This window comes from Polynucleobacter duraquae (genome assembly GCF_000973625.1).
Taxonomy (GTDB): domain Bacteria; phylum Pseudomonadota; class Gammaproteobacteria; order Burkholderiales; family Burkholderiaceae; genus Polynucleobacter; species Polynucleobacter duraquae.
In genome coordinates, this window is sequence record NZ_CP007501.1 from 900,296 (window position 1) to 926,862 (window position 26,567).

A 26,567-nucleotide genomic window follows, 5' to 3' on the forward strand; every position below is an offset into this window, starting at 1 on the left:
AGTAAATCAGTCTTTCGGCTGAATCTTAATAAGATGGAGCGGTCATGCTTGTAGTTACTCTGCCAGATGGATCTAAACGTGAGTTCGAAGCTCCCGTACGCGTTCTTGATGTTGCCCAAAGTATTGGAAGCGGGCTTGCCAAAGCTGCCCTCGGCGGCATAGTAGACGGCAAGATGGTGGATGCCAGCTTTCTGATTGATAAAGATAGTCAATTGGCAATCATTACCGATAAAAGCCCAGAGGCGCTGGAGATTGTGCGCCATTCCACAGCCCACTTATTGGCTTATGCCGTAAAAGAGCTATTCCCAGAGGCGCAAGTCACTATTGGCCCTGTCATCGAAAACGGTTTTTATTACGACTTCTCATTTCATCGCGCATTCACGCCTGAGGATTTGGTGGCAATTGAGAAGAAAATGGCTGAGCTGGCTAAAAAAGATGAGCCAGTGATGCGTACAGTCATGCCGCGTGATGAGGCTGTAAAGTTCTTCAAGGATCAAGGCGAAAACTACAAAGCAGAAATCATCTCTAGCATCCCGCAAGGCGAGGATGTGTCTTTGTATGCCGAAGGAAAATTCACTGACTTATGTCGCGGACCCCATGTGCCATCTACTGGCAAGCTCAAAGTGTTTAAGCTTCTGAGCGTTGCTGGTGCTTACTGGCGTGGCGATAGCAAGAATGAAATGTTGCAACGGATCTACGGTACAGCTTGGTTGAAAAAAGAAGATCAAGACGCGCATTTGCATATGCTCGAAGAGGCTGAGAAGCGTGACCACCGTCGCCTTGGTAAGTTCTTAGATTTATTTCACTTTCAACCTGAAGCGCCCGGTCTCATTTTCTGGCATCCAAAAGGCTGGTCTATTTGGCAAGAGGTTGAGCAGTACATGCGTCGCGTTTATCAGCGGGAAGGCTACCAAGAAGTAAAGGCCCCACAAATTTTGGATCGTGGTCTTTGGGAGAAATCTGGCCACTGGGATAACTACAAAGAAAACATGTTTACAACCGAGTCAGAGAATCGTGCCTATGCATTAAAGCCGATGAACTGCCCAGGACATGTGCAGATTTTTAATTCTGGCTTGCATAGCTATCGTGAATTGCCATTGCGCTACGGCGAGTTTGGCCAGTGTCACCGTAACGAGCCGTCTGGTGCCCTACATGGTTTGATGCGCGTACGTGGCTTCACACAAGATGATGGCCACATTTTCTGTACTGAAGATCAAATTCAGTCTGAAGTAGCTGCGTTTGATAAAGCAGTGCGTGAGGTTTATCAAGATTTTGGTTTTACTGAAGTTGCTGTAAAGCTGGCTCTCCGCCCAGCTAAGCGCGTTGGTGATGATGCAATTTGGGACAAAGCTGAAGCTGCCTTGCGCGGTGCTTTGACTGCTTCAGGCCAAGAATGGGAAGAATTGCCAGGTGAGGGTGCTTTCTACGGTCCGAAGATCGAATATCACCTCAAGGACTCCATTGGCCGTACTTGGCAGTGCGGCACGATTCAGGTGGATTTCTCGATGCCAGCCCGTTTAGGTGCTGAATATGTCACCGAAGAGAACACTCGTAAAGCTCCAGTGATGCTTCACAGAGCAATTGTTGGCTCATTGGAGCGTTTTATCGGTATTTTGATCGAAAATCATGCTGGAAATATGCCAGTTTGGCTTGCTCCAACCCAGGCTGTAGTCCTCAATATCTCGGATAATTCTGCTGCGTATGCTCAAAAAGTCCAGCAATCTCTGAAAAAACAAGGGTTTAGAGTCGAATCGGATTTGCGGAATGAGAAAATTACGTATAAAATACGCGAGCACGCATTACAGAAGCTCCCATTTTTGTTAGTTGTAGGGGATAAAGAAGCAGAAAGTAATTCGGTGGCCGTTCGTGCCCGTGGCGGAGTGGATTTAGGGGTAATGCCTCTTGATGCCTTCGTTGCCCGACTCCAGCAGGATATTTCTCAGAAAGTCGGACCCGAGCCTAGCTAGGGGTGGAATGGTTTTTATTGTTTTTTTAAAGGAATTAAGAAGATCGCTACTGATAAATCGCAGCGCATAAATCGGGAGATTACTGCTCCTGAAGTGCGTCTGATTGGACTGGATGGAGAACCCATCGGTGTAGTTAAGTTGAGTGAAGCCCTGGCTTTAGCGGAAGAGAAAGAGACCGATTTGGTTGAGATTGCTCCGACAGCTGTGCCACCTGTAGTCCGGATAATGGACTTCGGCAAATTCAAGTACCAAGAAGCCAAACGTTTGCATGAAGCTAAGCTCAAGCAAAAGGTGATTCAGGTGAAGGAAGTGAAGTTCCGTCCCGGCACAGATGATGGTGACTATGGTGTGAAGCTACGCAATCTAATCCGCTTTTTGGAAGATGGTGATAAGACAAAGATTACGCTGCGGTTTCGGGGTCGTGAAATGGCCCACCAAGAAATCGGAGTCAGAATGTTGGAACGTTTGAAGTCAGACCTGATTGAACATGGTCAAGTAGAACAGTTTCCAAAGATGGAAGGTCGTCAGATGGTGATGGTATTGGCCCCCATTCGTAAGGCTAAGTAATAAACCCAATCGCAAGATGGGTTTGTTGTTTAAGTAGGGAGGAGCTCCTAAGAATTAATAAGGACTCTGGTAGTTAGAAGTGCTCCTAGGTACAGGAAGCGTAACCGTCGGTTACCACCTATGTTGCACAAGTAATTGAAGGGGTGCTTTATGCCCAAGATGAAGAGTAAGAGTAGCGCCAAAAAGCGCTTCACGGTTCGCGCAGGCGGAACGATCAAACGAGGCCAGGCTTTTAAACGCCACATCCTCACCAAGAAGACCACAAAGAATAAGCGTCACTTACGTGGTACTACCGAAGTTGCGAAGGCAGACGTTAAGTCAATTCGCTCCATGCTTCCATACGCTTAACCTCAGACTAGATTAGGAGAAATAAATGCCAAGAGTCAAACGTGGGGTTACAGCAAGAGCCCGTCATAAGAAAATCACCGATGCCGCAACAGGCTATCGTGGACGTCGTAAAAACGTATTCCGTATTGCTAAGCAAGCGGTTATGCGTGCTGGTCAATATGCATATCGTGACCGTCGCAATAAGAAACGTGTATTCCGCGCATTGTGGATTGCTCGTATCAACGCGGCAGTTCGTCAGCATGACATGACCTATAGCGTATTCATGAATGGTATGAAGAAAGCTGCGATCGAACTCGACCGTAAAGTGCTTTCTGATATGGCCATTGCTGACAAGGCGGCTTTCGCTGCTTTGGTTACTCGGATTAAATCCGTAGTAAGCGCTGCAGCTTAATTCTTAGTTCATTAAAAACTAAGCTGCAATGGTTTCTCTCGACCACATTGTCGAGGATGCTAAACGTGATTTCCTCGGAGCTGCCGATTCGGCAGCTCTAGAGGACGCGAAAGCCAAGTATCTCGGTAAGTCAGGTGTTCTCACTGAGCGTTTAAAAGCGCTAGGTGGAATGTCGCCTGATGAGCGTAAAAGTGCTGGCGCCCAGATTAATCAAATCAAAACCCAAGTTGAAGTTGCATTACAAGAGCGTCGCCAAGCACTGGCTGATGCAGTATTGCTACAACGTCTTGCGGCGGAATTCATCGACGTCTCTTTGCCTGGTCGTGGCCAAGCAGTAGGTAGCCTGCATCCGGTGATGCGTACCTGGGAACGTGTTGAAGAGATCTTTCGCTCCATTGGTTTTGATGTAGCTGACGGCCCTGAAATTGAAACTGATTGGTTTAATTTCACTGCCTTAAATAGCCCCGAGAATCATCCCGCACGCTCAATGCAGGACACCTTTTATATCGATGGCAAAGATTCCAATGGAAAGCCTTTGTTGTTACGTACGCATACCAGCCCGATTCAGGTTCGTTATGCCAGTGAGCATGTAAAAAAATATGCCCATGCTGATGTAATGCCACCAATCAAAGTGATTGCGCCTGGCAGAACCTATCGCGTGGATAGTGACGCAACCCATTCACCGATGTTTCATCAGGTTGAGGGCTTGTGGATTGCAGAGAGTGTTTCCTTTGCAGACCTTAAGGGTGTGTATACCGATTTTCTCAGAACCTTTTTTGAAACGAATGAATTACAAGTTCGTTTCCGTCCATCGTATTTCCCATTTACTGAGCCTTCAGCTGAAATTGATATGGCTTTCGGTAGCGGCAAGCTAGCCGGCCGTTGGTTAGAGATTTCTGGTGCAGGGCAGGTTCATCCAAATGTATTGCGCAATATGGGTATTGATCCAGAGCGCTATACCGGTTTTGCTTTTGGCTCTGGCTTAGAGCGTTTGACGATGTTGCGTTACGGCGTTGATGATTTACGTCTTTTCTTTGAGAACGATCTCCGTTTCTTAGCGCAATTTCCAGCTTAATTGGCCAACCTTTTAATAGTAGATAGCGCATATGCAATTTTCTGAATCTTGGTTACGCCAATATGTAAATCCTTCACTTGATAGCAATGGCCTAGGTCATGCCATGACGATGGCTGGACTTGAGGTAGAAGAGCAGCATTCAGTAGCGCCTGCATTTACGAAGATTGTGGTTGCTCAAATTCTTTCTGCCGAGCAGCATCCCGATGCAGATCGCTTACGTGTTTGCAAAGTTGATACTGGTACTGGTCAAGAGTTGCAAATTGTGTGTGGCGCTCCAAATGCACGTGCTGGGATTAAGATCCCGTGCGCATTAGTTGGCGCAGAATTGCCACCAGTTGAAGCGGGCGGTAAGCCTTTCCTTATTAAAGTGGGTAAGCTACGCGGTGTAGAAAGCCAAGGCATGTTGTGCTCTGGTCGCGAGCTTGGTCTTGGTGATGATCACGAAGGTATTTTGGAGTTGCCTGCAGATGCACCAGTGGGTGAGGATATCCGCAACTACCTAAGTCTGGATGACCAGATCTTTGTGATTAAGTTAACACCCAACAAAGCTGATTGTTTATCTCTGATGGGTATGGCACGTGAAGTGTCAGCAATTACAGGTGCTGCATTGTGTGCTCCTAAGTGGACCCCTGCAAATGTCACTATTGCCGATAAGCTCAAAGTGACAGTTGAAAGCCCAGATCTATGTGGACGCTTTGCAGGTCGCGTTATTCGTGGCGTTAATCCAAAAGCACAAACTCCAGATTGGATGATTCGGCGTCTTTGTAATGCCGGGCAAAGAAGCATCTCTCCCTTAGTAGATCTTTCTAATTATGTGATGTTAGAAATGGGTCAGCCGACCCATGTATTCGATATTGATAAATTGACTGGTGACTTATCGGTTCGTTGGGCGAAGCCAGGCGAAAATCTTGAGCTATTAAATGGCCAGACAGTTGTTTTGCAAGGCCCAGATTCTGCAGGAAAGCTGCAGGATGCTGGCGTGGTTGCTGACCAAAATGGTCCTGTGGCATTAGCGGGGATCATGGGTGGTAATCACTGCGCAGTAACAGATGACACTAAAAATATTTATGTTGAAGCGGCTTATTGGCAGCCTTCAGCTATTCAGGGTCGTGCGCGTCGCTTTAATTTCAGCACTGATGCAGCGCACCGCTTTGAGCGTGGTGTTGATCCGCAAAATACAGCTAACTGCTTAGAGTATTTAACAGCTTTGATTGTTGAAGTATGCGGTGGCCAAGTTGGCCCAATGGATGATCAAGTATTGGCTATCCCTGAGCGTAAGCCAGTGAGTATACGTTTGGCTCGCGCCATGAAAGTCATTGGCATTCCGTTAACCGCTGAAATTGTTGCTGATGTGTTCAAGCGTCTCGGTTTTGATTTTAAGCAAGAAGTAGGTAATGTGTTTGTTGTAACGCCACCAAGTTATCGCTTTGATATCGAAATTGAGGAAGATTTAATCGAAGAAGTCGCCCGCATGTACGGCTTTGAAAATATTCCTGATGTACCACCAGTCTCCTCTTTAAAAATGAGTGCTAGGGCTGAGGCAAAGCGTGGGGTGCATTTATTGCGCCAGCGTTTAGCTCTGCAAGGCTACCAAGAGGCGGTGAACTTTGGGTTTACTGATCTAGAGAGTGAACAGCGATTAGCTGCTGCTACTGAAAAAGATCTGATTCCCGTACTCAACCCGATTGCCAATCAATATGGCGTCATGCGCAGCAATCTGTGGGGTGGTTTATTGGCTAACCTTAAGTCAAATCTGAATCGTGGTGCTGGCCGTGTGCGTTTATTCGAGACGGGTCGTGTATTTAAGCGTGATGTAAGCGTACATGAAGAGGCTGGCAAAGTTGCAGGATTTCATCAGCCTCAGCAAATTGGTGGTTTGGCTTATGGACCATTCGTAGCAGAGCAGTGGGCAAGCGCTGACCGTGCAGTTGATTTCTTTGACGTTAAGGGTGATTTGGAGCGTGTGCTCGACCCATTGCATTTCACAACTGAGGCCGCAGTTCATCCTGCGCTGCATCCCGGGCGTTCGGCACAGATTCAATTATTAACCCCATCTGGCAAGCACAACATTGGCTGGATTGGTGAATTACACCCTGGCTTACAGCAAGCTTACGAGTTACCGCAGGCTCCAGTTTTATTTGAAATGGATTTAGAGGCTATTCGTAATTTAGGCATTCCGCAGCCGGAAGAGTTGAGTAAATTTCCTGCTGTACAGCGAGATTTAGCGGTAGTGGTAAAGCAATCCGTTCCTTCGCAGGCTCTGCTCGATGCAATGAATGCAAAGAAGCAAAACTTTGTTAAGGCGATTGAGCTATTTGATGAGTTCAAACCCAAGGCTGGCTCTAGTAGTATGGCCGATGATGAGAAGAGCTTAGCCTACCGTGTGACTTTGCTCAATCCACAGGAAACTCTGCAGGATGCGCAAATTGAAGCGGTTATGACTGCTTTATTGGCAACACTTGAGAAAAATTGCGCAGCCCGTCTGCGCTAGGTTTAATATTAGCAACAGATCTAGTAAGAAGAGACTTTCGCCATGAATGATTTAGTTAGCAACGATACCGTTACCAAGAATGAGCTCTCGGAAGCCCTCTTTGATCAAGTTGGCCTCAATAAGCGTGAAGCTAAGGATATGATCGATGCCTTTTTTGATCGTATTGGCAAGTCTCTGGAGACTGGTGTTGAGGTAAAGATTTCTGGATTTGGTAATTTCCAGTTACGTAATAAATCTGCTCGCCCAGGTCGCAATCCAAAAACCGGTCAAATGATTCCCATTGCCGCTCGCCGCGTTGTGACATTTCATGCAAGTCAAAAGCTCAAGGACGTAGTTGAGTCTCATGCTCGAGAAAACAGCATTTGACGCTGGGTCGGTGCTGCTGAGTTCGCAGCTTCCCCCAATTCCTTCTAAGCGTTATTTCACTATTGGTGAGGTATCCGAGCTTTGCGGCGTTCGTTCTCATGTACTGCGCTATTGGGAGCAAGAATTTGCCCAATTAAGCCCTCAAAAGCGTCGCGGTAATCGCCGCTACTATCAACATCATGAAGTCGTCCTCATTCGCAAGATTAGGGCGCTTTTGTATGAAGAGGGCTTCACGATTAGTGGCGCCCGTAATCGTCTTGATGAGGCTCGTGGTGAGCTTCGCTTGCGCGATGAGTTGCAGGCTGTCCTGCAAATTCTCTCCAAATAGTAACTGATACAATTTTGTTTCTCGTCGGGGCGTAGCGCAGCCTGGTAGCGTACATGCATGGGGTGCATGTGGTCGGAGGTTCAAATCCTCTCGCCCCGACCATTTTATCAAATAAAATCAACGACTTACGATGCACCCTGTTAACACAAATATAGGTGTTAACATAAAATCAAATAATTCCCCGCTAAACCAGTGCTGAATGACTGCTTTCGGCCAAAAGCGGTCTATCCTCATGATCCTCAAAAATTACGCTACATTACTGATTTAATGTCAAATCATCTCAATCCCTCAATCTCTAAAACCATATTCATCGTGCCTGCTATGGATTGTCCATCGGAAGAGCAGATGATCCGCATGGCATTGGGCTCATTATCAATACACACGATGGATTTTGATATTCCCAATCGAAAATTAATCATTTGTCATAGCGAAGAGCCTAATGTGGTTCTCGATAAATTAGTTCCCTTAGGTTTTGGGGCAAAGATTGAAAGCAGCCAAGTATTAGAAGACTTTGAAATTAAGCCAATTCAATTGGATGCCGCCAAAGATGCTCAAGAGCGAAAAGTCTTAATTTGGCTCTTGGCATTAAACGGATTGATGTTCTTTGTTGAGATTATTGCGGGCTGGATTGCCCAATCGGCAGGGCTTATTGCTGATGCTTTGGATATGTTTGCCGATGCCGCAGTCTATGTGGTGGCTTTATATGCCGTTGGTAAAGCCGCACAGCATAAGCTCAAAGCCGCTAAATTAGCTGGTGTGGTTGAATTACTTTTAACTGCTCTTGCTTTTTGGCGTACGGGTTATCAAATTTACATTGGGACAATGCCTGAACCCAATGCCATGATTTGGATTTCGCTACTTGCTTTGACGGTTAATGTCACCTGCCTATATCTAATATCTAAACGCAAGAATGATGGCGTTCATATGCGAGCCAGTTATATCTTCTCCGCCAATGATGTTTTGGCAAATCTAGGAGTTATTGTTGCTGGTGTATTGGTGGTTTGGCTCAATAGCCCCTATCCAGATTGGGTCATTGGACTAGTTATCGGATTCTTAGTATTAAGCGGTGCTATTCGTATACTGCGTTTGAAGTAAAGCTAAAAGAGGGTAATTTGGAATTTATAAAACTCACAGGACTATTTGCTATTACGGCTGTAGCCGAGATTATTGGTTGTTATCTTCCATGGCTTGTATTGAGACAAGATAAGCCTGCTTGGTTGTTTTTGCCAGCGATAGTATCTCTACTATTATTTGCGTGGTTGCTAACCCTTCACCCTACCGCCGCAGGTAGAACTTATGCGGCGTATGGCGGTATGTATATCGTCGTTGCGCTGATATGGCTCAGACTAGTTGAAGGAATTGAACTGACAAGGTGGGATGTAGTTGGGGCAATAGTCGCCTTAATTGGTATGGCAATTATCGCTTTTCAACCATTTAGTAGGAGCTAGTGGCATGTTGTTTAAAACCACAGTCTAGATACAGAGTCGGGCATCCTAAGCTTTGGTCGATTCTGCCTAGGGACATCAAGAAACACTAAAATTGTGTGTAGGTGTTTTACTGGTATGAGCTGTCGGTAACATCTTTATCCAAAGCTAATCCATTAAGCGTTTGTGAGAAAGCTCATAATGCAAAATACTAAGAAATATGCTGTAATAGAAACATGAGAAAAATCCTGATAATTCTGGCCCTGCTAGCTTTATCGATACAAACATCCTATGCTACGGTTTCTGCTTACTGCCAAGAAGAGCAGGCAGCAGCTTCTCATGTTTCACATCACGAGCATGAGAAGCCAGTCAGTATTGCCTCAGCTAGCGATTCTGCAAGCTACGATTCTGATTGTGGAGTCTGTCATTTGGCGCATTCTCCAGCATTGCATTCCACTTTTAGCATTTCAGTTACCTCTACCATCTTTCATTATGAAGATGCTCGATTAGAGTTTTTAGTCGATATTTCTCCTCACCGCCCCGAAAAACCCAATTGGCTCGCTCTCGCCTAAGTTAGCGAGAGCCTTAACCTAATTCTTCTCCTCTCGCTAACTCTGTTTTGAACAAACAAATGGAGTTTTTATGTTGCGAGAGTATTCGGGCGTAGTTCGTCGCTGCGTCATTCAATTTACTGGATTGGTATTTATATTGGGATCGCCAATAGCGCTGGCTAATGCCGAGCTCAAAGGTGGATCGACCTTAAAGTCCTTCTATGAATCTTCATGGGAGCGCCAACCTGACTACAAGTCCTATCAGTATCGAGTAGAGGCCGCGCTTGCTAAGCAAAAAATTGCTAGCAGCCTTTTGGTAAGCCCAGCTTCGGTTGAAGTGTCGCAAAAGACCGATAGAACTAACAGCAATCAAGGCGCTAGTGAAACCATACTGGGTTTAGATATCCCCCTGTGGTTATGGAATGAGCGGTCAAGCTCAATTAATTTAGCGGATGCTGAATATAAAAAGCTTTTGTCTCAATACTATCTATCCCAATTGAGAATTGCAGCTGAAGTAAGGGATGCCTATTGGAATTACCAGAAATCAAAAATTGAGTCTGATTTAGCGCTACGCAGAAATGAGAATGCAAAGAGCTTAGCTCTTGATGTTGAAAAGAGATTTAAGGCTGGAGACTTATCTCGCGCTGATCTTCATCAGGCCAATGGTGCCCTCGCATCATCAGAAGCTTTTTTGGTCGAAGCGCAGGCCAACGTAATTAATGCTGAGCAAAGGGTGCGTACTTTATTAGGAAGTGAGTATCTCAAGAAAATTCAATTCGGTGACATTGCTAAAAATATTGAACCGCTACCTAAGGTTCCTGAAAACCTGTCAGGACTAGATTCTAGTTTGCCAATCGTTGCAGCACTTGTAGATCAGTTGGAGGTTGCTAAAAAAGCGCTTGACTTAGCAAAGTCTCAAACTCGGGCATCCCCACAATTGCAAATATGGACTACTAAGGGCCGTGAAGTCTATGGCGTTCCCTATCAGCAATCAGTTGCTGTTGGGTTAAGAATTCCTTTTGGCTCTGATGCTCGCAATACTAATAGATTAGCCAGTGCTACAGCTGAGATGGTCGATTCAGAGGTTCGATTGTCCTATGAGCGAGAGTCTGCATTAAGTAATGTGGAATCAAATGTGGCTTTAGTGAAGTCAGCACAAATGAAGCTTGGCGCCGCAGATAAGAGGTCTAACTTAGCCAATGAAACACGTCAATTTTTTGACAAATCATTCCGCTTTGGTGAAACCGATTTACCCACAAGACTACGTATAGAGCTAGAAGCAGTGGATGCAAATAGACAGGCTGCGATTGCAAAAATCAATTACGCAGTTTCAGTTTCAAATTTACGACAGGCCCTTGGCCTGTTACCAGAGTAAGGTCACTTTAGCTATGAATTTATTGAACAAATATAGTCAGTTGGCGTCGAAACTATTAATTGCGCTATCTCTGACAATCGCATCGGCAGCTCATGCAGGGCCTGGTCATGGTCATGGGGAGGAAAAACCCACTACTGCACAAACTCAAACATTACCTCGCTTTTATGCTGAATCTGATCTCTATGAGGCGGTAGGAGTGATCAATGGTAAGGAAATCACGCTCTACCTAGATCGCTACTCCTCCAATGAATTGGTCAAAGGAGCTAAGGTTGAAATTGAGCTTGAGGGCTCTAAAATTAGTTCAGAGCCTCATGGCGATGGAGAGTATCTCTTTCGCCTAAAAAATAAAATTAAAGATCAGCCTACTGCGATCACTATCACGATTAATGATGATGATGTTACCGACATACTAGCAGCCACTATCGATCTAAGTTCCTTTGAGCGCTCCTCATTGATCACTTGGAAATCAGCAATAAAGATCTTGCTTTATTTCAGCCTCTTAATGGCAATTGCCTATTTTTCTTATCACAAGAAAGAGGTGTTGATGACGCATACAAAAAAATTAATCAAACAAATCAAGGAGCGGGTATGAGTCGCAAACATAGAGATTTTGTATTTCGCCCCTTTATCCTTATTGGTTTATCTGTGGCGCTATTTGCTTTTAAGGTTCATGCTGGGCCGGGTCATGGCGAGTCGGAAGCATCCCAAGTTCAGGGCGACGCCCCGAAAAGACAGTCGGACGGCAGTCTTTTTATTCCCAAGCCTGCGCAACGCCAGTTACAAGTGATGACAACTCCTGGCCAGTTCGGCGAATATGCCAAAACCTATGATTTAGCTGGAAAAGTCATCATGGATCCTAATTTTGGCGGTAAGGTGCAGGCGATTGTTGCGGGCCGTATTACGCCGGGACCAGCTGGTTTTCCATTGCCCGGACAGAAGGTTAGTAAAGGCGATGTCTTGGCGTATGTAACGCCAGAGGCTGGCCCAGGAAAATCAAGATCACTTGCGGAAAGTCGACTAAAGCGTTTGCGAGATCTGAGCGATACGGTTCCACGTAAGACTATTGAAGAGGCAGAAGCAGCCGTCGCGAACGAGGAATTAAGAGCCCCTGTCAGCGGAATTATTTCTACTACGGGTGTCGTATCTGGCCAAGTAGTGCAAGCAAGAGATTTAATCTTTGAGGTCGTTAATCCATCTAAGCTATTAATAGAAGCGCTTGCCTACGACTCAAATCTGAGTAAGAACATCGCTGATGGCAAAGTGGATGTCAATGGCAAAGTGATTAAGCTCAAGTATCTTGGTGGTGGACAGACCCTCAGAGAGCAAGCTTTACCTCTTACTTTTTCTGCTAAATCGGACGATCTCCAATTTTTACCGATAAGCCAACCCATTCGAGTATTCGTAAATACCGATAGCAAGGTCACTGGAGTAAAGGCCCCTTCAAAATCATTAGTCAAAAGCAGCTCGAACCAAACAATTGTCTGGATTAAAAAGTCCCCAGAAATATTTGAGCCCAGAACAGTTGTATATGAGCCTTTAGATGGTCAGAGCATTGTTATTACTAGCGGTATTAAAGATAGTGAACGAGTCATTACTGATGGGGCATCACTCATCAATCAAATTCGTTAAGGACTAAGACATGTTTACTTGGTTATTAGATTTCAGCTTAAAAAATCGCATGATGGTGATTTTGCTTAGTGCTATATCTATGGTCTATGGTGCGTACACCTTAAGCAAGATGCCTGTGGATGTCTTTCCCGATCTGAATAAGCCTACTGTCACCATCATGACTGAGGCTGGCGGAATGGCTTCAGAAGAAGTTGAACAACTCATTACATTCCCACTCGAAACGGCTATGAATGGTTTACCAGGAGTAGAAGCCATTCGCTCAGTATCTAGTGCTGGCCTTTCTTTCATATACGTTACTTTTGACTGGTCTGTAGACATCTATCGCGCCAGACAAATGGTTTCAGAAAGACTCTCATCTATGGACGGAGCAATTCCGGATGGCATTGTTTCGCGTATGGGGCCCATTAGTTCAATCATGGGTGAGATCATGCAAATTGCCATTCCGATTGATGAATCTAAGATTTCATCCATGCAGGTTCGCGAGTATGCTGATTGGGTTCTGCGACCCAGATTGATGGCTATCCCCGGGGTAGCGCAAGTCATTCCTATTGGCGGGCAAGTTAGGCAGTTTCAAGTACAACCTAATACTCGTCGTATGGCGGAGCTAGGCCTTAGCATATTGCAGATTGAAGATGCATTGCGGGGCTACTCTGCAAATACGTCTGGTGGATTTCTTGAGTCTAATAATCGTGAGTATCTCATTCGTCATATAGGGCGAACTTCCAGCCTTGAAGATTTAAAGAACATTGCCGTATCGAACCGCAATGGACAAACAATACTTTTAAGACAAGTTGCAGATATTACTTTTGCACCAGCAGTTAAGCGAGGTGATGCCGGTTATGAAGGTGGGCCAGCAGTCATTCTAGGTGTACAAAAACAACCTTCAGCAGATACGGTAGTGCTAACAAAAAAGATTGAATCAGCTATTGCAGAATTAAAGCAGGGCTTGCCAACTGGCATGGAAGCCCCAACAGTAACATTTAGGCAGGCGAGCTTTATTGATGCATCCATTAGCACTTTAGAGGGTAAGCTCATCGGCGCATCAATCTTTGTTGCTGTAGTACTGTATTTCTTTTTAGGAACAATTCGCCCAGTTCTCATCTCATTAACAGCAATTCCAGTTTCAATTCTGTTAACTGCCTTGGTTTTTAAGTACTTTGGTTTATCAATTAATACGATGACCTTAGGAGGCTTAGCCATTGCAATCGGAGGTCTTGTTGATGATGCAGTGGTTGATGTGGAAAACGTAATTCGTCGCCTTAGAGTAAATCTAGATAAAGCATCTTTAGACCAATTAAGTCCACTAGCGATTGTGAGAGCCGCCTCGCTTGAGGTAAGGACCGGCATTATCTACGCTACAGCCATCATCGTTTTGGTATTCATTCCATTATTTGCGTTACCAGGTATAGAGGGGCGACTATTTGTGCCTTTGGGTATTGCTTTTATAGTCTCCACTCTTGCATCACTTTTAGTTTCAGTCACTATCACGCCAGTACTCTGCTTTTATCTGCTGCCCTCAATGCAGTCCCTGAGGGATCACGATACAAAGATTGTCACTTGGCTTAAAAGCCATTATGAGGTTCAGTTATCAAGGTTGTTAGCGGCGCCTAAAAAGCCTCTGATGTATGCTTTTGCATCCGTCATAGTCGCTGCTGCCAGTGTTCCCTTTATGGCGAGCTCATTTTTACCGCCCTTTAACGAAGGGACTTTACTGATCGGGCTGCGTTTAAATCCTGGTGTCTCTCTCTCTGAGTCGGCAGGCGTAGCTAGCCAAGCAGAAAAGTTAGTCAGGCAGGTTCCTGAAGTGACTTATGTTGGACGCAGGAGTGGCCGCGCAGAATTGGACGAGCATGCGGAAGGTGTACATGTAAGTGAGTTAGATGTTGGTTTAGAGCCTGCGGGAGATTTAGATCGCTCCATGGCTGAGATACAGGCAGATATTAGGTCAAGATTAGTTAACTTACCCGCTGCAATTGCGATCGGTCAGCCAATCTCACATCGAATAGATCACATGCTTTCCGGGGTTCGGTCGCAAATTGCGATTAAGATTTTTGGAGATGATTTAGACGTGCTGCGTAGCCAAGCCGATCTTTTGAGATCCAAATTAGCGGGCATTGAAGGCTTAGTTGATTTGGAAATTGAAAAGCAGGTTTTAGCACCACAAATTAAGGTCCGAATTGATTACGATAAAGCAGCGCAATACGGGGTTTCAACATCTCAGATTATGGCCACCTTGCAGGGCATGGTTGAAGGGGAGAGACTCTCGCAAATTATTGAGGGTAATCGACGGTTTGCCTTAGTGATCAAGTTACCAGACTCAGCAAGAAATTTAGAAGGTCTTGCTGATATCTTGATTGATACGCCAAATGGAAAAATTCCACTCTCAAAAATTGCTAGCATTGAGGATGGGGATGGCCCAAATCAAATTAGCAGAGACGGCGGTAAGCGAAGAATTGTCTTATCGGCTAATGCCTCCAAGCGTGCCCTGTCGGATATCGTGGCTGACATTAGAGCTGTTATTTCTAATCAGACTCTTCCAGAAGGGTACTTCATTACTCTAGATGGCCAATTTAAAGCGCAAGAAGAGGCATCTAAAGTAATTGGTTTGCTATCAATTGGCTCATTTCTTTTGATGTTTGCAGTTTTAAATAATCGCTATAAGTCCATGCGCTTATCTTTAATGATTATGTCTAACATTCCATTGGCTATGGTCGGAGCAGTGATTGGTTTGTGGATTTCAGGCCAGCCACTCTCGATTGCTGCATTAATAGGATTTATCACGCTAGCAGGAATATCTGTACGTAACGGAATCTTAAAAATTAGCCATTACCTGAATTTGATGCAGTCAGAAGGTGAATCGTTTAGTCTGGCAATGATTATTCGCGGATCAATTGAGCGCTTAAGTCCTGTACTAATGACAGCTTTGGTCACAGCTTTTGCCTTGGCACCATTGTTATTTGAAGCAGAGCGTCCTGGTACAGAGATATTGCATCCAGTAGCAGTCGTTATTTTCTCCGGGCTCATCAGCTCTACCTTATTAGATACGTTTTTAACTCCAGTTATGTTTTGGCTTTATGGGAAAAAGGCATCCGAAATAGCCTTGAGCAATATGAAATCTAACGAAGTATTTTAATTTAAAGGGGTTTATATGAAATCAATGATGGTGATTGCAACCTTGCTAATCAGTTTTATTGGTCCAGCCCATGCTGGAGCCGGCCATGATTTAAAGCCAATGCATGGCGGTGTCATAGTAGAGGCTAAGGACATTGATGTTGAATTGGTTGCAAAGCCTGATAGCCTATCGCTGTATTTGACGGACCACGGTAAACCGATACCTATAGACGGTGGAACCGCACAGCTGACAGTCTTAATTGGATCTGACAAAAAAGACTATGAACTACTGCCTAATGGAGGGAGATTCGAACTGAAAGGAAGTTTTGCTATTCCTAAAGGGGCTAAAGCCATAGCAGTTATCAAGATAAAATCGAAAGTGATTACAGCAAGGTTTAATTTATAAGTTAAATCACCTCAATCTAGCCTATAAATTGGGCCTTCGTGAAGTGATCGGATTGCTATCGTTGATTAGTGGAGCCATGTTCCGCCAAAGTCTGCTTTGGGTCGTTAGCTGACATTGAGTTGTTTATCCAAATGCTAGCAAGTGGTACGCTAGCCATACCATTGGTACGTTTACCGTACCAAAAGGTATGTATAGGGAAGGTACGTCTCGGGTGGATCTAGAACTCAGGCTCAACGTATTCCTCAATGTAGGCCTGAACATCGTCATGCCAATTCCCGAGGAGTTCCTTCGGAAATCTTGAGGAATAAAGCTCAAGCGCCCTAGCGAAGATTGCTGGCTGTCTTGAGGCTTTCGTTCCATATGCCTTAGCTAATCTATCAGACCATATTCTGGCTTGTTTTTCTTCCCATGTGTCATCTCTGACAATCTCTTTAGCTCCAAAGTTCCTAGCATCCTTCCAGCTCAAATCTAAGGCCACCTCAAGGAAATCCTCAGGGTGCTTCTCCTTGATGAGGGTTAAAACTTCTCGCATCCTCGCTATGGTTGATGTGCCCACCTTACATATACTTTGTATCTGTGGCTTGGTGTAGTTACTGGTAACAGTCAGTCTCCATGCTCCAGTCGCCTTATCGTCTTTAGTCATCGGTAGCTTGTCTTTGGTGTTGAGCTTAAGGCTCTCCGCAATAGCTGCTTGAAGGTTTCCCTTAAAGACAGCTACAGGAATCATAGGGTTATGAAGCAACCTTTTCTTATTCATACGTCTATAAGCCATTAGCCTATGAGCACCATCAATCACAGTCCATTGTTTACCAGACCACCAGACCACTATAGGATCTAGGAGGTGACTATCCTCACCTTGAATGGCTTCCATCAAACCTTGAGTGTGATCCTCAGAGGTTGCCATAGTTCCATCCTGGAATTGCCTTGGTTGGAATACAGAGTGAGCCATGTGAATGGCTTCCAAGTGGATAGACTGCGGATCTTCTTCCGGTGGCTTGCTGTTTAATTCAAATTCTTTAATGAGTAGTTTGCGACCTTGCTCATAGGTCCTAGTTTCAGACACGAGATTGTTTCCTTATTTTAGAGTTTTACTACTGTGGGTATTACTTGGTTCCTAGCTTGGCTAGGTGTTCCATGTGTAGATTCTGAGAGTGAATCCACTCAGTCTTATTGAGTTCTTTGGCTTGGTTTACTGCACTGGCATAAAACTGAATCGCAGCTCTAGTAACTAAAGTCCTAGAGGGGACACGCTTATTCTTCAAGATAAACACAGGGTCTTCTTGAAGTTTCTTAAGATCATTGAAGGTCTTTTGGTCTAGCCCTAACGAGAAAGCGTTGTTACATTGCGAGGCAATAGCTCGCCTTGGTTTATCCATGGGATAACCTCCGAGTAAGTTGGGAAAAAGATAGATAGGAAGGAACGGACGTTCAAACCTTTTGGGTTGTTTTTTTAGGGTGGGGGAGCGGTAACCCAAGAAAAACACCCCGTGAAGATGGTTTGCTCCACCAAGTGGGCAATAGTCAAATTAGGTGTGCCCCTCTAAATGGGCAACCTTCAAAATATTGGCTTACTCATCCAATTGTGCAATAGTCAAAAAATCGGCTTATTCCACCAATTGTGCAACTGTTAAATAACGAGCTCCTCTACCAATTGTGTAATAGTTAGCTAACCTTAGGAAAGTGTTGCACACCTTTTGACACTAGCTGCACTGATTCCAAAGTGTTTAGCCGTATCGGCAATGGAAGCCTTATTGGTTCTTCGCCACTTGATTACATCGCCACAGTCGATCTTCTTGGGCCTACCTAGGGATAGTTTGCCGTTGTGGGTCTTTCCGGTGGCCCTGAAGGTACTCTTAGCTAAATCTCTTCCAGCCCCAGTTCTTTCGTTGATCTTGGTTCGCTCTAGTTGGGCGATGTGAGCTAGCACCCCAGTAACGATTGCTCCTACCTCACCATTAAGTTCACCGAGTCCCACTACATGAACATTGATTCCAGCTTGGAGAAGATCCCTAATGGTCGTCTGAATGTCTATAGCATCCCTACCAATACGATCAATGGAGTAGAGGTAGAGCGTATCTCCTTTGCTAAGGCAATGCTCCACCATGGTTTTAAAGCCTTCTCGCTTCATAGCTTCAGTAGCTCCTGATACCTTGTCTAAATACTCCTTATTAAACTCAGTCAAGCCAATAGCTTTAAGTAGCGCATCTCTCTGGGACTCTATAGATTGATCTGTAGTGCTGACTCTGAAATAAGCTACTTTTTTCATGACTACTCCTAGTTGGTTCATAAGATAGTAAAAATTATGAGCTAGGATAATAAGTCCGTCAAGGCTATGTAATGAGCTAGATATTAGGTAGGCTCATAAGCTACACCTTTTGAGCTAGCCACAGAGACCACATGGTTAGGGAAAAGGATATCTATAGCTTGGTGCGTGGGGGGGTGTTGCGAAACGGATAAGAGTTCAGATACCTTTTCAGATTTTTTCTCTAAATTATTTCCACCCCCTAGTTAAACTTAAAGAATGACCAAGAAGACCCCAGACTCCAATGCTGAATTCTCAGGGAAGGTCTATGGGCAAACCTTTAAACAGTTTCAGCTAGAGAAACTTAAGAAAGACGGGCAAGTCTTCCCAGCGTCAATGCTAGAAGTACGTAAGCGTGAGGAAGAGGAGCAAGCGATAGAGTTCGCTAGGTCTGTAGAAGATGAGGAGAATCTGAGGAGGGTGAGACCATCAAGGCCAGTAGCCCCAGTTGGTAAGAGCTTGTCTGACACTCAGGATATCTACACCCGAGTGCCTATTGATGAGGAGTAACTATCTGCCGTTTGGTTGGTAGTAGGGGTTAGTAGGAGCGTATTGCTGAGACCCGTCTGATCCTTGTTGATACTGAGTTGTTCCGGTGCCAATAGTCTTGTTTCTAATATCTCCATAGAAGGAGATATCACCGATTCTCTTTTCTGTTCCGACTACAGTATTCGTTATGTCTCTGTAGTAGGTCGTGTCTCCCACAGTTTTAGCTGATCCCACCACATGACCATGGATATCCCTGTAATAGGTAGTTTGTGCAAGTGCTGGGGTGGAGATGATTGCTAGGGTGATGAGGAACTTTTTCATATCTTTTTATTCCCATTGATGACCTTAAGAAACTTCTTGGCTGCCTTTGCGTTCCAAGGTCTAAGAGTGTCCATCTCAGCCTTAGAGTAGGTGTCAAAGGTAATCTTTCCGGTGGTATGTCTCATTAGTCGCATGATGTTCAATGGCTCACACCCAATAGCTTCAAGCTCCTGAGCGTATCTCTTACGTAGAGCGTGGGTCGAGCCGTACTTCAGATCACTTGCTAGGCCATTGAAGTTCCTCTGAACTCTTCTGAAGAGCCCCTTGTTCTCGAATGGAATTCGTTTCAGTAAGGTGTTTACCTCAGGGATCACAGGGAGGTAGGCTGACGAAGCCCCGTTCTTAGTGCCTCTGACGAATACTGAGCCAGCATCTTTAGGCTCTATCTTGAATACTTCACTTATGCGAAGGCCAAGGAGGAGGGCTACTGTTACGCAATCCCTTGTATCGGGGAATAGGTCGGGGTGATTAAAGAGGGCTTTAAGTTCCTCATCGGTGTGGGCTATAGCTCCACTACCTGATTTGCCTCTAGCTCCAGCACCCTCAGCGTAGTTCCTATCAACGATTCCAGACCTAATTCCCGACTTAAATAGTAGTGATATCTGAGAGAGTTTATTGTTTGCGGTCTTGGCTGAAAGCTTCCCATCGGTGGTCATATGATCCACCCAAGAGGCTAAATGCTTTGTTTTTACTGTATCAATGAAGACCAAGCCACTATGTAATGAGAACTCCCTTACGGCTTCTTTTAGTCTTCCCTCAGCGTTCTTTTGGTCAGACTTTTTGGGGTACTTTTTCTCTGCAATCCATCGCTTAATTTGTTGTTCTGCAAGTGTGTGAAGGGAGACTCTTCCGTCTAGTTCTCCAAGCAATCTTTGAGAGGTGATCTTGTCTAATTTCTCTGAGAGGTTCTTTGCAATCTCCCAAGCTCTCTCATCCGTCTCATCATCTTTAGTGTGGTGTTTGATATCAAGAATCAAACTAGCAACGTAGTCCCGTGAGTTGAACTTCTCGAACTCTTTAAAGATCTCGTTTACTACTTCGTGAAGTCTTCTCTTGGCTACTTGAAGATCTTTCGTCTTCAATGAGCGAACAATCATCTCCTTGCGAACATAGGGCGCGAGTTTCGTAGGTACACGAACACGGGCGTAAAATGTCCCATCGGGTCTAGGTTGGAATAGATAGTTGGGTTTCATGACTGTTAACACAATTTAGATAAATGTTAACACACAAGAATTTTATAATCTATATGGAATAAGGCTTTGAGAGGGGTGGCATAATGTTCAAATCCTCTCGCCCCGACCATTCAATTTCCCATTTACTTCCCATGACATCAAACTCAAACAACACTACGTATTTTGGATTGACCATCCCATTTTTAGCTCACCTGGGGGTTGTTCCTGAGTATGCCGAAGGCGGTAAATCCCGTATTAGCTTAGTCATCCAGCCAGAATTTGAGAATAGCTTTCAGATTGCTCATGGTGGTGTTGTGATGACCCTGTTGGATTTTGCAATGGGGGCGGCAGCTCGCAGCACTGTCAACCAGCAACTTGGCGCTATGACAATTGATATGAATGTCAGCTTCCTGCGTCCAAGCATTGGCAAGATTGTGGTGGAGGGTAGCGTTCTGAAGTTTGGCAAAACGATTCATTATTGCGAGGCCATAGTATTAAACGAGGCCGGTGAAGTAACTGCTAAATCTAGCGGTACATTTATGCTGAGAAGGTAATTTTTTGAATAATCATTATAAATATAATATTTATAATGATATTCCAACATTAGTTGTATATATATTTACAACATTATTACTGAAATTACTAACCTATATAGGTTTTATGGTTTATTTACTTAAATCTTTCTGCCATTAATTAAGCGTATAATGCTAATCTTAGAGATAACTATCTCTTGATTATCTCGTAATTAATATTCGGAGAATTACTTAATGTCATCTTATAAAGACCTTTTAGCTCAGCGCGAACAGTTAGATAAACAAATTAAAGAAGCAGTTTTACGTGAAAAGGCCGACGGCATTGCCAAAGCCAAGCTCATCATTGAACAATATGATTTAACAGCATCAGATTTATTTAGTCGTAAGGCTGGCGTCCGTAGTTCAGGTAGTAAGGTTGCCCCTAAGTATCGCAATCCCTCTAATGGCGATACTTGGACTGGCCGCGGCAAGGCGCCTAAATGGATTGAAGGCAGAGATCGTAGTAACTTCTTGATCTAAATTATTGATTTAAATAGATTTATTATTAAAAAAGCCGCTCATTGCAAGATTGAGCGGCTTTTGTGTTTTATGAAGTAAGGTCTTAGCTTAGGCGCACTTTCTATTGAGCGCCTGAATAAATATAGGCTCTAAGAGTTCATGGCGATTTTTATATCCCCATAGTATTTTCAAGCTCTGGGTTGGTAGCTGGATAGCCAATAATCAGTGGATTTTGATCAATTAGGCCATTTTCAAGCTCCTCCTGAAGAACTTCAGGGTAGCGCGACTTTACACCAACGGTATTTTCATCAGCTAGGCCTATAACCCCAGGATGAAGGCGAATAAATCCTTCATCTACCAAAATAGGAATACGCTGTGTGTCCTTGTTTTTGCTCAAATAATGGATGAGATGTACCTGCTCAACTGGTGGAATCAGGGCATCTAGAAATATGAGGTCGGGGGCGATTGAAACTGCCTTCATCAGACCCTCAAGGCTATCAACAGATACCTCCATATCTACCTTTAACTGCCAGCATTGAATAGATTCGATTAACTCGTGGCTATTTTCGACTCTTCTGAATATCCCCATGGCAATACAGTTTTGGGTAGTTTTCTGCCGCATCGCCCTTTTGCGACGCGCTAGCTGTTGGTCTAAGGAGCTTGCCAAGATACGCCTATGACCTCCACGCGTCTTCCAGGCGATTAATTCACCTAATTCAACCATTTTCTGGACGGTGCCAAGTGATACCTGCAGCACTTTTGCGCTTTGACGGGTGCTTAGATATTCCAATTCTGGGGTAATCGCTTTCATATTTCCCTAATCTCATTAATTTATTTGGAGATTTAGAGAATACGAATCAAGTCTGAGGGAATCTGTCGGGCATGGTTTAAATCAGAGTAGGAAAATTCTTATTCAAGTCCTAAAAGGGGGTAGCAGCTCTAAAAGTCCTCAAATCAGGGAAAGCCCTTTATGAATCAATGGGTAGTCGTGTTAAATTAGTATGGTTGTAAGAGTATTCGCACAGATCAGTTCGTAAAGCGGTTTAGCCGCAGAGCGAATGGTTTTAACCACAGTTTTTATTCGGGAAACCCGATGAAAGGTGAGCATCATGATGCAAGATCAAAGAGATAGCTCCTATCTCTTCGGTGGAAACGCCCCTTACGTAGAAGAACTCTACGAATCCTATTTGCATGATCCAGGCTCTGTAGCTGATCATTGGCGAGATTATTTTGATAATGTGAAGCAGGTCCCAGCGGTAGATGGTTCTTCCAGAACTGACGTGGCCCATGGACCTATTGTTGCTTCATTTGCTGAGCGGGCCAAGCAAGGTCCCATCAGAACAGTTTCTGATTCGGCTGACTCTGAGATGGGGCGCAAACGCGTTGCCGTCCAGCAGTTAATCGCCGCATATCGTAACGTAGGTAACCGCTGGGCCGATATCGATCCTTTGAAGCGAACTGAGCGCAAGGATATTCCGGAGTTAGATCCAGCTTTTTATGGCTTTACAGACGGCGATATGGATATCGTCTTCAATACTAGTAATACCTTCTTTGGTCGCAATGAAATGACCTTGCGTGATCTTTTGCAAGCATTGCGTCAAACTTACTGTGGCACCTTAGGTGCTGAGTACATGTTTATTGCTGACCAGACCATTAAAAAATGGTGGCAAGAAAAATTAGAGTCGATTCGCTCAACTCCGAGATTTAATATGGATGAGAAGCGCCATATTTTGGATCGCGTTACTTCAGCAGAAGGTTTGGAGCGCTATCTTCAAGCTAAGTATGTGGGTCAAAAGCGATTCTCTCTCGAAGGTGGTGAGAGTTTTATCGCTTGTATGGACGAGTTGATTCGTGAATCTGGCGCTAAGGGTGTCCAAGAGATTGTGATCGGTATGGCCCATCGCGGCCGACTGAACGTGCTGGTGAATGTTTTAGGAAAAATGCCTTCAGACCTTTTTGCTGAGTTTGAGCATAAGGGCCCAGAAACATTGCCTGCAGGTGACGTGAAGTACCACCAGGGATTCTCGAGCGATATTTCTACTCCGGCAGGACCTGTCCATTTATCGCTGGCATTTAATCCTTCCCATTTAGAGATCGTAAATCCGGTAGTAGAGGGTTCTGTACGTGCTCGTATGGAGCGTCGTGGAGATATGTTGGGTGAGCAAGTATTACCAGTATTAGTGCATGGAGATGCGGCTATTGCTGGTCAAGGCGTGATGCAAGAAACCTTAGCAATGGCTGAGGTGCGCGGCTACTACACTGGCGGCACGATTCACATCGTCATTAATAATCAGATTGGTTTCACAACCTCCGATCCTCGTGACCTGCGCTCAAGTTTGTATTGCACAGACATCATGAAGGTGATTGATGCACCTGTATTGCATGTGAACGGTGATGATCCTGAAGCGGTTGTTTTGGCTACCAAGCTGGCTGTTGAGTTCCGTACACAGTTCCACAAAGATGTTGCAATTGATATTGTTTGCTTCAGAAAGCTGGGTCATAACGAGCAAGACACTCCAGCAATGACGCAGCCATTGATGTACAAAATCATCGCGACTCATCCAGGTACACGCAAGTTATATGCGGATAAATTAGAGGCTCAAGGTGTTTTGCCTGCCGGCACCGGTGAATTGATGGTGAAAGAGTATCGTGCGGCCATGGATGCGGGTAAGCAGACTTCAGACCCTGTGCTCAGTAATTTCAAAGGTAAGTTTGCAGTTGATTGGTCTCCATTTCTCAATAAGCGTTGGACCGATGAGGCTGACACTGCGATCCCATTGACTGAGTGGAAACGGCTCGCAGAACGAGTCTCTACCGCTCGAGAAGGATTTAAGGTTCATCCTTTGGTCGAAAAGGTCTTAAAAGATCGTGCTGCTATGGGCCGCGGCGAAACTAATATTGACTGGGGTATGGGTGAGCATATGGCTTTCGCATCCCTAGTAGCTAGTGGCTATCCAGTTCGCTTATCCGGCGAGGACAGTGGTCGCGGCACCTTTACCCATCGCCATGCAGTTTTGCATAATCAAAACCGTGAAAAATGGGATACCGGAGTCTATATTCCCCTGCGTCATATTGCTAAAGATCAAGCTCCTTTTTTAGTAATTGATTCCATCCTCTCTGAAGAGGCGGTACTTGGTTTTGAGTATGGTTATGCTGCTGCAGAACCAAATACTCTGACTATTTGGGAGGCCCAGTTCGGCGACTTCGCGAACGGCGCTCAAGTAGTGATCGATCAATTTATTGCTTCGGGAGAAGTGAAGTGGGGTCGTGCTAACGGCTTGGTCATGATGTTGCCTCACGGCTATGAGGGTCAAGGGCCAGAACACTCATCTGCACGATTAGAGCGCTTTATGCAGTTATGCGCTGACACTAATATGCAAGTGATTCAGCCAACAACCGCATCGCAGATCTTCCATGTATTGCGTCGTCAAATGATTCGTCAGTTCCGCAAGCCGCTGATCTTGATGACACCAAAATCTTTACTGCGTAACAAAGAGGCTGCTTCGCCATTGACTGAGTTTACCAAGGGTGGGTTTCATACCATTCTTCCGGAGCGCGATGAGAGTATCGATGGCAAAAAGGTCACTCGATTAATTATGTGTTCCGGTAAGGTCTATTACGATTTGGCCAAAGCACGTACCGATAAAAAACTAGAGGATGTGGCAATTATTCGTTTGGAGCAACTCTATCCATTCCCTCATAAGGCATTGACTGCTGAGTTGAAGAAGTATCCAAATCTGGAGGAGGTAGTGTGGTGTCAAGATGAGCCACAAAACCAAGGCGCTTGGTTCTTTGTTCAGCACAATATTTTGGAGAATATGTCTGAAGGCATGAAATTAGCCTATGCAGGTCGTCCAGCTTCTGCTTCACCAGCTTGTGGCTACGCACATCTCCATCAAGAACAACAGAAGTCTCTTCTTACTGCAGCATTCGCAAAACTTAAGGGTTATGTCATTACGAAGTAATCGTAGACCTCACTCATATATAAATACTAAATAGGATTAATCATGGCTATTTTTGAAGTTAAAGTCCCCCAGCTCTCCGAGTCAGTAGCAGAAGCTACTTTGTTGCAATGGAAAAAGAAAGTCGGTGATGCCGTCGGTCAAGATGAGATCTTGATTGAAATTGAAACAGACAAAGTTGTATTAGAAGTTCCTTCACCATCTGCTGGTGTTATTACCGAGATCGTTATTGCTGATGGCGGCACTGTAGTTGCTGAGCAACTGATTGCGAAGATAGATAGCACAGCTGTCGCTGCCGCCGCTCCTGCCGCCGCTGCACGAGCACCTGCAGCTGCAGCTGCTCAAGCTGCCCCAGCTAAAGCTGCGCCTTCTGCAGCAAAGTCATCTGGTGCTGCTGCACCTTCTGCAGCAAAAATTTTGGCTGAAAACAATATGACGACTGGTCAAGTTGCAGGCTCTGGTCGTGATGGTCGTGTGACAAAGGGTGATGCACTCAATGCCGTTGCGGGAGGTTCATCTTCCGCTGCATTGCCAAGCGCACCAATCCCGCTAGGCAATCGCCCAGAAGAGCGTGTGCCGATGAGTCGCTTGCGCGCTCGTATTGCTGAGCGTTTGCTGGAGTCTCAAGCAAACAATGCCATTTTGACTACTTTTAATGAAGTCAATATGGCTCCAGTAATCGCTATGCGTAACAAGTACAAAGATCAGTTTGAAAAAGTGCATGGCGTGAAGTTGGGCTTCATGTCCTTCTTTGTTAAAGCTGCTACACATGCTTTAAAGAAATTCCCATTATTAAATGCATCTGTTGATGGCAATGACATCGTGTATCACGGTTACTTTGACATTGGTATTGCAGTGAGCTCACCACGCGGTTTGGTTGTTCCAATTTTGCGTGACGTGGATCAAATGAATTTGGCTGATATCGAGAAGAAGATTGCTGAGTTTGGCGTAAAAGCGCGCGAAGGTAAGTTGTCATTAGAAGATTTAACCGGCGGCACATTCTCCATCTCTAATGGTGGCGTATTTGGTTCGATGCTTTCTACTCCGATTATCAATCCTCCACAGTCTGCGATTTTAGGCATTCATGCAACTAAAGAGCGTGCAGTGGTTGAGAACGGTCAAATCGTGATTCGTCCGATTAACTACCTAGCTTTGTCATATGACCATCGCATTATTGACGGTCGTGAGGCAGTGCTTGGCTTAGTAGCCATGAAGGATGCACTGGAAGATCCTTCACGTCTTCTCCTGGATTTGTAAAAGG

The 26,567-nt window shown here is 44.9% G+C and carries 27 protein-coding genes and 1 tRNA gene; 22 read left to right on the forward strand and 6 right to left on the reverse strand.

Features of this window, described 5'->3' with window-relative positions:
• Positions 1–44 precede the first annotated feature (44 nt).
• From thrS to CL55_RS04820, 17 genes are all read left to right on the forward strand, one after another.
• On the forward strand, positions 45–1,967 hold the full coding sequence (thrS, locus tag CL55_RS04740) for a threonine--tRNA ligase (protein ID WP_046330082.1): 1,923 nt from the start codon (positions 45–47) through the stop codon (positions 1,965–1,967).
• Between the two features lie 33 nt (positions 1,968–2,000).
• A complete protein-coding gene (gene infC, locus CL55_RS04745) occupies positions 2,001–2,534 on the forward strand; it encodes a translation initiation factor IF-3 (protein WP_370624483.1) in 534 nt (177 codons plus the stop codon).
• 150 nt (positions 2,535–2,684) lie between these two features.
• Complete coding sequence (gene rpmI, locus CL55_RS04750; RefSeq protein WP_046330084.1) at positions 2,685–2,882, forward strand: 50S ribosomal protein L35; 198 nt, start codon at positions 2,685–2,687, stop codon at positions 2,880–2,882.
• A gap of 25 nt (positions 2,883–2,907) precedes the next feature.
• Complete coding sequence (gene rplT / locus CL55_RS04755) at positions 2,908–3,273, forward strand: 50S ribosomal protein L20 (RefSeq protein WP_015421011.1); 366 nt, start codon at positions 2,908–2,910, stop codon at positions 3,271–3,273.
• A 28-nt stretch (positions 3,274–3,301) separates the two neighbouring features.
• Positions 3,302–4,348 carry a phenylalanine--tRNA ligase subunit alpha gene (pheS, locus tag CL55_RS04760; protein ID WP_046330085.1) on the forward strand — a complete coding sequence of 349 codons (1,047 nt, stop codon included), beginning with the start codon at positions 3,302–3,304 and terminating at the stop codon, positions 4,346–4,348.
• Positions 4,349–4,379: 31 nt separating this feature from the next.
• Positions 4,380–6,839 carry a phenylalanine--tRNA ligase subunit beta gene (gene pheT / locus CL55_RS04765; protein ID WP_046330086.1) on the forward strand — a complete coding sequence of 820 codons (2,460 nt, stop codon included), beginning with the start codon at positions 4,380–4,382 and terminating at the stop codon, positions 6,837–6,839.
• Between the two features lie 42 nt (positions 6,840–6,881).
• The gene (locus CL55_RS04770) at positions 6,882–7,205 is read left to right on the forward strand and encodes an integration host factor subunit alpha (protein WP_046330087.1); all 324 of its coding nucleotides are present in this window, start codon (positions 6,882–6,884) and stop codon (positions 7,203–7,205) included.
• A complete protein-coding gene (locus tag CL55_RS04775) occupies positions 7,183–7,533 on the forward strand; it encodes a MerR family transcriptional regulator (protein WP_046330088.1) in 351 nt (116 codons plus the stop codon). The genes CL55_RS04770 and CL55_RS04775 overlap by 23 nt, the downstream gene beginning before the upstream one ends.
• Before the next feature lie 25 nt (positions 7,534–7,558).
• Positions 7,559–7,635: transfer RNA gene (locus CL55_RS04780), tRNA-Pro, on the forward strand.
• 165 nt (positions 7,636–7,800) lie between these two features.
• On the forward strand, positions 7,801–8,628 hold the full coding sequence (locus CL55_RS04785; RefSeq protein WP_052728766.1) for a cation efflux transmembrane domain-containing protein: 828 nt from the start codon (positions 7,801–7,803) through the stop codon (positions 8,626–8,628).
• 17 nt (positions 8,629–8,645) lie between these two features.
• Entirely contained in the window at positions 8,646–8,981 is a 336-nt protein-coding gene (locus CL55_RS04790) for a YnfA family protein (protein WP_046330089.1), read from the forward strand.
• Positions 8,982–9,193: 212 nt separating this feature from the next.
• Positions 9,194–9,529 carry a hypothetical protein gene (locus CL55_RS10465; RefSeq protein WP_052728767.1) on the forward strand — a complete coding sequence of 112 codons (336 nt, stop codon included), beginning with the start codon at positions 9,194–9,196 and terminating at the stop codon, positions 9,527–9,529.
• A gap of 70 nt (positions 9,530–9,599) precedes the next feature.
• Positions 9,600–10,883, forward strand: a complete 1,284-nt coding sequence (locus CL55_RS04800; RefSeq protein ID WP_052728768.1) for a TolC family protein — start codon at positions 9,600–9,602, stop codon at positions 10,881–10,883.
• A 13-nt stretch (positions 10,884–10,896) separates the two neighbouring features.
• On the forward strand, positions 10,897–11,475 hold the full coding sequence (locus tag CL55_RS04805) for a hypothetical protein (RefSeq protein WP_052728769.1): 579 nt from the start codon (positions 10,897–10,899) through the stop codon (positions 11,473–11,475).
• Positions 11,472–12,512 (forward strand): efflux RND transporter periplasmic adaptor subunit, encoded by a 1,041-nt coding sequence (locus CL55_RS04810; protein ID WP_046330090.1) that lies wholly within the window; start codon positions 11,472–11,474, stop codon positions 12,510–12,512. The genes CL55_RS04805 and CL55_RS04810 overlap by 4 nt, the downstream gene beginning before the upstream one ends.
• 10 nt (positions 12,513–12,522) lie before the next feature.
• Positions 12,523–15,645, forward strand: a complete 3,123-nt coding sequence (locus CL55_RS04815; protein WP_046330091.1) for an efflux RND transporter permease subunit — start codon at positions 12,523–12,525, stop codon at positions 15,643–15,645.
• Positions 15,646–15,660: 15 nt separating this feature from the next.
• Complete coding sequence (locus tag CL55_RS04820) at positions 15,661–16,029, forward strand: hypothetical protein (RefSeq protein ID WP_046330092.1); 369 nt, start codon at positions 15,661–15,663, stop codon at positions 16,027–16,029.
• A gap of 217 nt (positions 16,030–16,246) precedes the next feature.
• Here CL55_RS04820 and CL55_RS04825 read toward each other — a convergent pair whose 3' ends face one another.
• The 3 genes from CL55_RS04825 to CL55_RS04835 form a co-directional block, all read right to left on the reverse strand.
• Positions 16,247–17,092 carry a ParB N-terminal domain-containing protein gene (locus tag CL55_RS04825; RefSeq protein ID WP_046330093.1) on the reverse strand — a complete coding sequence of 282 codons (846 nt, stop codon included), beginning with the start codon at positions 17,090–17,092 and terminating at the stop codon, positions 16,247–16,249.
• Between the two features lie 40 nt (positions 17,093–17,132).
• Positions 17,133–17,405 (reverse strand): hypothetical protein, encoded by a 273-nt coding sequence (locus tag CL55_RS04830; RefSeq protein ID WP_046330094.1) that lies wholly within the window; start codon positions 17,403–17,405, stop codon positions 17,133–17,135.
• Positions 17,406–17,701: 296 nt separating this feature from the next.
• Entirely contained in the window at positions 17,702–18,295 is a 594-nt protein-coding gene (locus tag CL55_RS04835) for a recombinase family protein (RefSeq protein ID WP_046330095.1), read from the reverse strand.
• 255 nt (positions 18,296–18,550) lie between these two features.
• Between CL55_RS04835 and CL55_RS04840 the strand changes: the two genes are divergently transcribed.
• A complete protein-coding gene (locus tag CL55_RS04840) occupies positions 18,551–18,841 on the forward strand; it encodes a hypothetical protein (RefSeq protein WP_046330096.1) in 291 nt (96 codons plus the stop codon).
• Here CL55_RS04840 and CL55_RS04845 read toward each other — a convergent pair whose 3' ends face one another.
• Positions 18,842–19,141: a hypothetical protein gene (locus CL55_RS04845; protein WP_046330097.1), complete on the reverse strand. Its 300-nt coding sequence runs from the start codon at positions 19,139–19,141 to the stop codon at positions 18,842–18,844. It abuts the gene before it with no gap.
• The gene (locus CL55_RS04850; RefSeq protein ID WP_335337482.1) at positions 19,138–20,334 is read right to left on the reverse strand and encodes a site-specific integrase; all 1,197 of its coding nucleotides are present in this window, start codon (positions 20,332–20,334) and stop codon (positions 19,138–19,140) included. The genes CL55_RS04845 and CL55_RS04850 overlap by 4 nt, the downstream gene beginning before the upstream one ends.
• Before the next feature lie 131 nt (positions 20,335–20,465).
• Here CL55_RS04850 and CL55_RS04855 point away from each other — a divergent pair, with 131 nt between their 5' ends.
• Entirely contained in the window at positions 20,466–20,867 is a 402-nt protein-coding gene (locus CL55_RS04855) for a PaaI family thioesterase (protein ID WP_046331166.1), read from the forward strand.
• A 213-nt stretch (positions 20,868–21,080) separates the two neighbouring features.
• Complete coding sequence (locus tag CL55_RS04860; protein ID WP_046330099.1) at positions 21,081–21,365, forward strand: H-NS histone family protein; 285 nt, start codon at positions 21,081–21,083, stop codon at positions 21,363–21,365.
• 148 nt (positions 21,366–21,513) lie between these two features.
• On the opposite strand, the gene CL55_RS04865 is transcribed toward CL55_RS04860, so the two are convergent.
• Positions 21,514–22,155: an excisionase family DNA-binding protein gene (locus CL55_RS04865; RefSeq protein WP_046330100.1), complete on the reverse strand. Its 642-nt coding sequence runs from the start codon at positions 22,153–22,155 to the stop codon at positions 21,514–21,516.
• Between the two features lie 298 nt (positions 22,156–22,453).
• Here CL55_RS04865 and CL55_RS04870 point away from each other — a divergent pair, with 298 nt between their 5' ends.
• Together CL55_RS04870 and odhB are read left to right on the forward strand one after the other, a co-directional pair.
• Positions 22,454–25,309, forward strand: a complete 2,856-nt coding sequence (locus tag CL55_RS04870; RefSeq protein WP_046330101.1) for a 2-oxoglutarate dehydrogenase E1 component — start codon at positions 22,454–22,456, stop codon at positions 25,307–25,309.
• 42 nt (positions 25,310–25,351) lie between these two features.
• On the forward strand, positions 25,352–26,563 hold the full coding sequence (gene odhB / locus CL55_RS04875) for a 2-oxoglutarate dehydrogenase complex dihydrolipoyllysine-residue succinyltransferase (RefSeq protein WP_046330102.1): 1,212 nt from the start codon (positions 25,352–25,354) through the stop codon (positions 26,561–26,563).
• Positions 26,564–26,567: the final 4 nt, after the last annotated feature.

Coding starts and splice junctions, on each gene's coding strand:
- CL55_RS04830 (WP_046330094.1), bottom strand. CDS start 17,405: ATGGATAAACCAAGGCGAGCTATTGCCTCGCAATGTAACAACGCTTTC.
- CL55_RS04855 (WP_046331166.1), top strand. CDS start 20,466: ATGACATCAAACTCAAACAACACTACGTATTTTGGATTGACCATCCCA.
- CL55_RS04805 (WP_052728769.1), top strand. CDS start 10,897: ATGAATTTATTGAACAAATATAGTCAGTTGGCGTCGAAACTATTAATT.
- CL55_RS04845 (WP_046330097.1), bottom strand. CDS start 19,141: ATGAAAAAGTTCCTCATCACCCTAGCAATCATCTCCACCCCAGCACTT.
- pheS (WP_046330085.1), top strand. CDS start 3,302: ATGGTTTCTCTCGACCACATTGTCGAGGATGCTAAACGTGATTTCCTC.
- pheT (WP_046330086.1), top strand. CDS start 4,380: ATGCAATTTTCTGAATCTTGGTTACGCCAATATGTAAATCCTTCACTT.
- CL55_RS04820 (WP_046330092.1), top strand. CDS start 15,661: ATGAAATCAATGATGGTGATTGCAACCTTGCTAATCAGTTTTATTGGT.
- CL55_RS04850 (WP_335337482.1), bottom strand. CDS start 20,334: ATGAAACCCAACTATCTATTCCAACCTAGACCCGATGGGACATTTTAC.
- CL55_RS10465 (WP_052728767.1), top strand. CDS start 9,194: ATGAGAAAAATCCTGATAATTCTGGCCCTGCTAGCTTTATCGATACAA.
- CL55_RS04860 (WP_046330099.1), top strand. CDS start 21,081: ATGTCATCTTATAAAGACCTTTTAGCTCAGCGCGAACAGTTAGATAAA.
- CL55_RS04810 (WP_046330090.1), top strand. CDS start 11,472: ATGAGTCGCAAACATAGAGATTTTGTATTTCGCCCCTTTATCCTTATT.
- CL55_RS04770 (WP_046330087.1), top strand. CDS start 6,882: ATGAATGATTTAGTTAGCAACGATACCGTTACCAAGAATGAGCTCTCG.
- CL55_RS04775 (WP_046330088.1), top strand. CDS start 7,183: ATGCTCGAGAAAACAGCATTTGACGCTGGGTCGGTGCTGCTGAGTTCG.
- CL55_RS04800 (WP_052728768.1), top strand. CDS start 9,600: ATGTTGCGAGAGTATTCGGGCGTAGTTCGTCGCTGCGTCATTCAATTT.
- odhB (WP_046330102.1), top strand. CDS start 25,352: ATGGCTATTTTTGAAGTTAAAGTCCCCCAGCTCTCCGAGTCAGTAGCA.
- CL55_RS04785 (WP_052728766.1), top strand. CDS start 7,801: ATGTCAAATCATCTCAATCCCTCAATCTCTAAAACCATATTCATCGTG.
- CL55_RS04870 (WP_046330101.1), top strand. CDS start 22,454: ATGATGCAAGATCAAAGAGATAGCTCCTATCTCTTCGGTGGAAACGCC.
- thrS (WP_046330082.1), top strand. CDS start 45: ATGCTTGTAGTTACTCTGCCAGATGGATCTAAACGTGAGTTCGAAGCT.
- rpmI (WP_046330084.1), top strand. CDS start 2,685: ATGCCCAAGATGAAGAGTAAGAGTAGCGCCAAAAAGCGCTTCACGGTT.
- rplT (WP_015421011.1), top strand. CDS start 2,908: ATGCCAAGAGTCAAACGTGGGGTTACAGCAAGAGCCCGTCATAAGAAA.
- CL55_RS04815 (WP_046330091.1), top strand. CDS start 12,523: ATGTTTACTTGGTTATTAGATTTCAGCTTAAAAAATCGCATGATGGTG.
- CL55_RS04865 (WP_046330100.1), bottom strand. CDS start 22,155: ATGAAAGCGATTACCCCAGAATTGGAATATCTAAGCACCCGTCAAAGC.
- CL55_RS04840 (WP_046330096.1), top strand. CDS start 18,551: ATGACCAAGAAGACCCCAGACTCCAATGCTGAATTCTCAGGGAAGGTC.
- CL55_RS04835 (WP_046330095.1), bottom strand. CDS start 18,295: ATGAAAAAAGTAGCTTATTTCAGAGTCAGCACTACAGATCAATCTATA.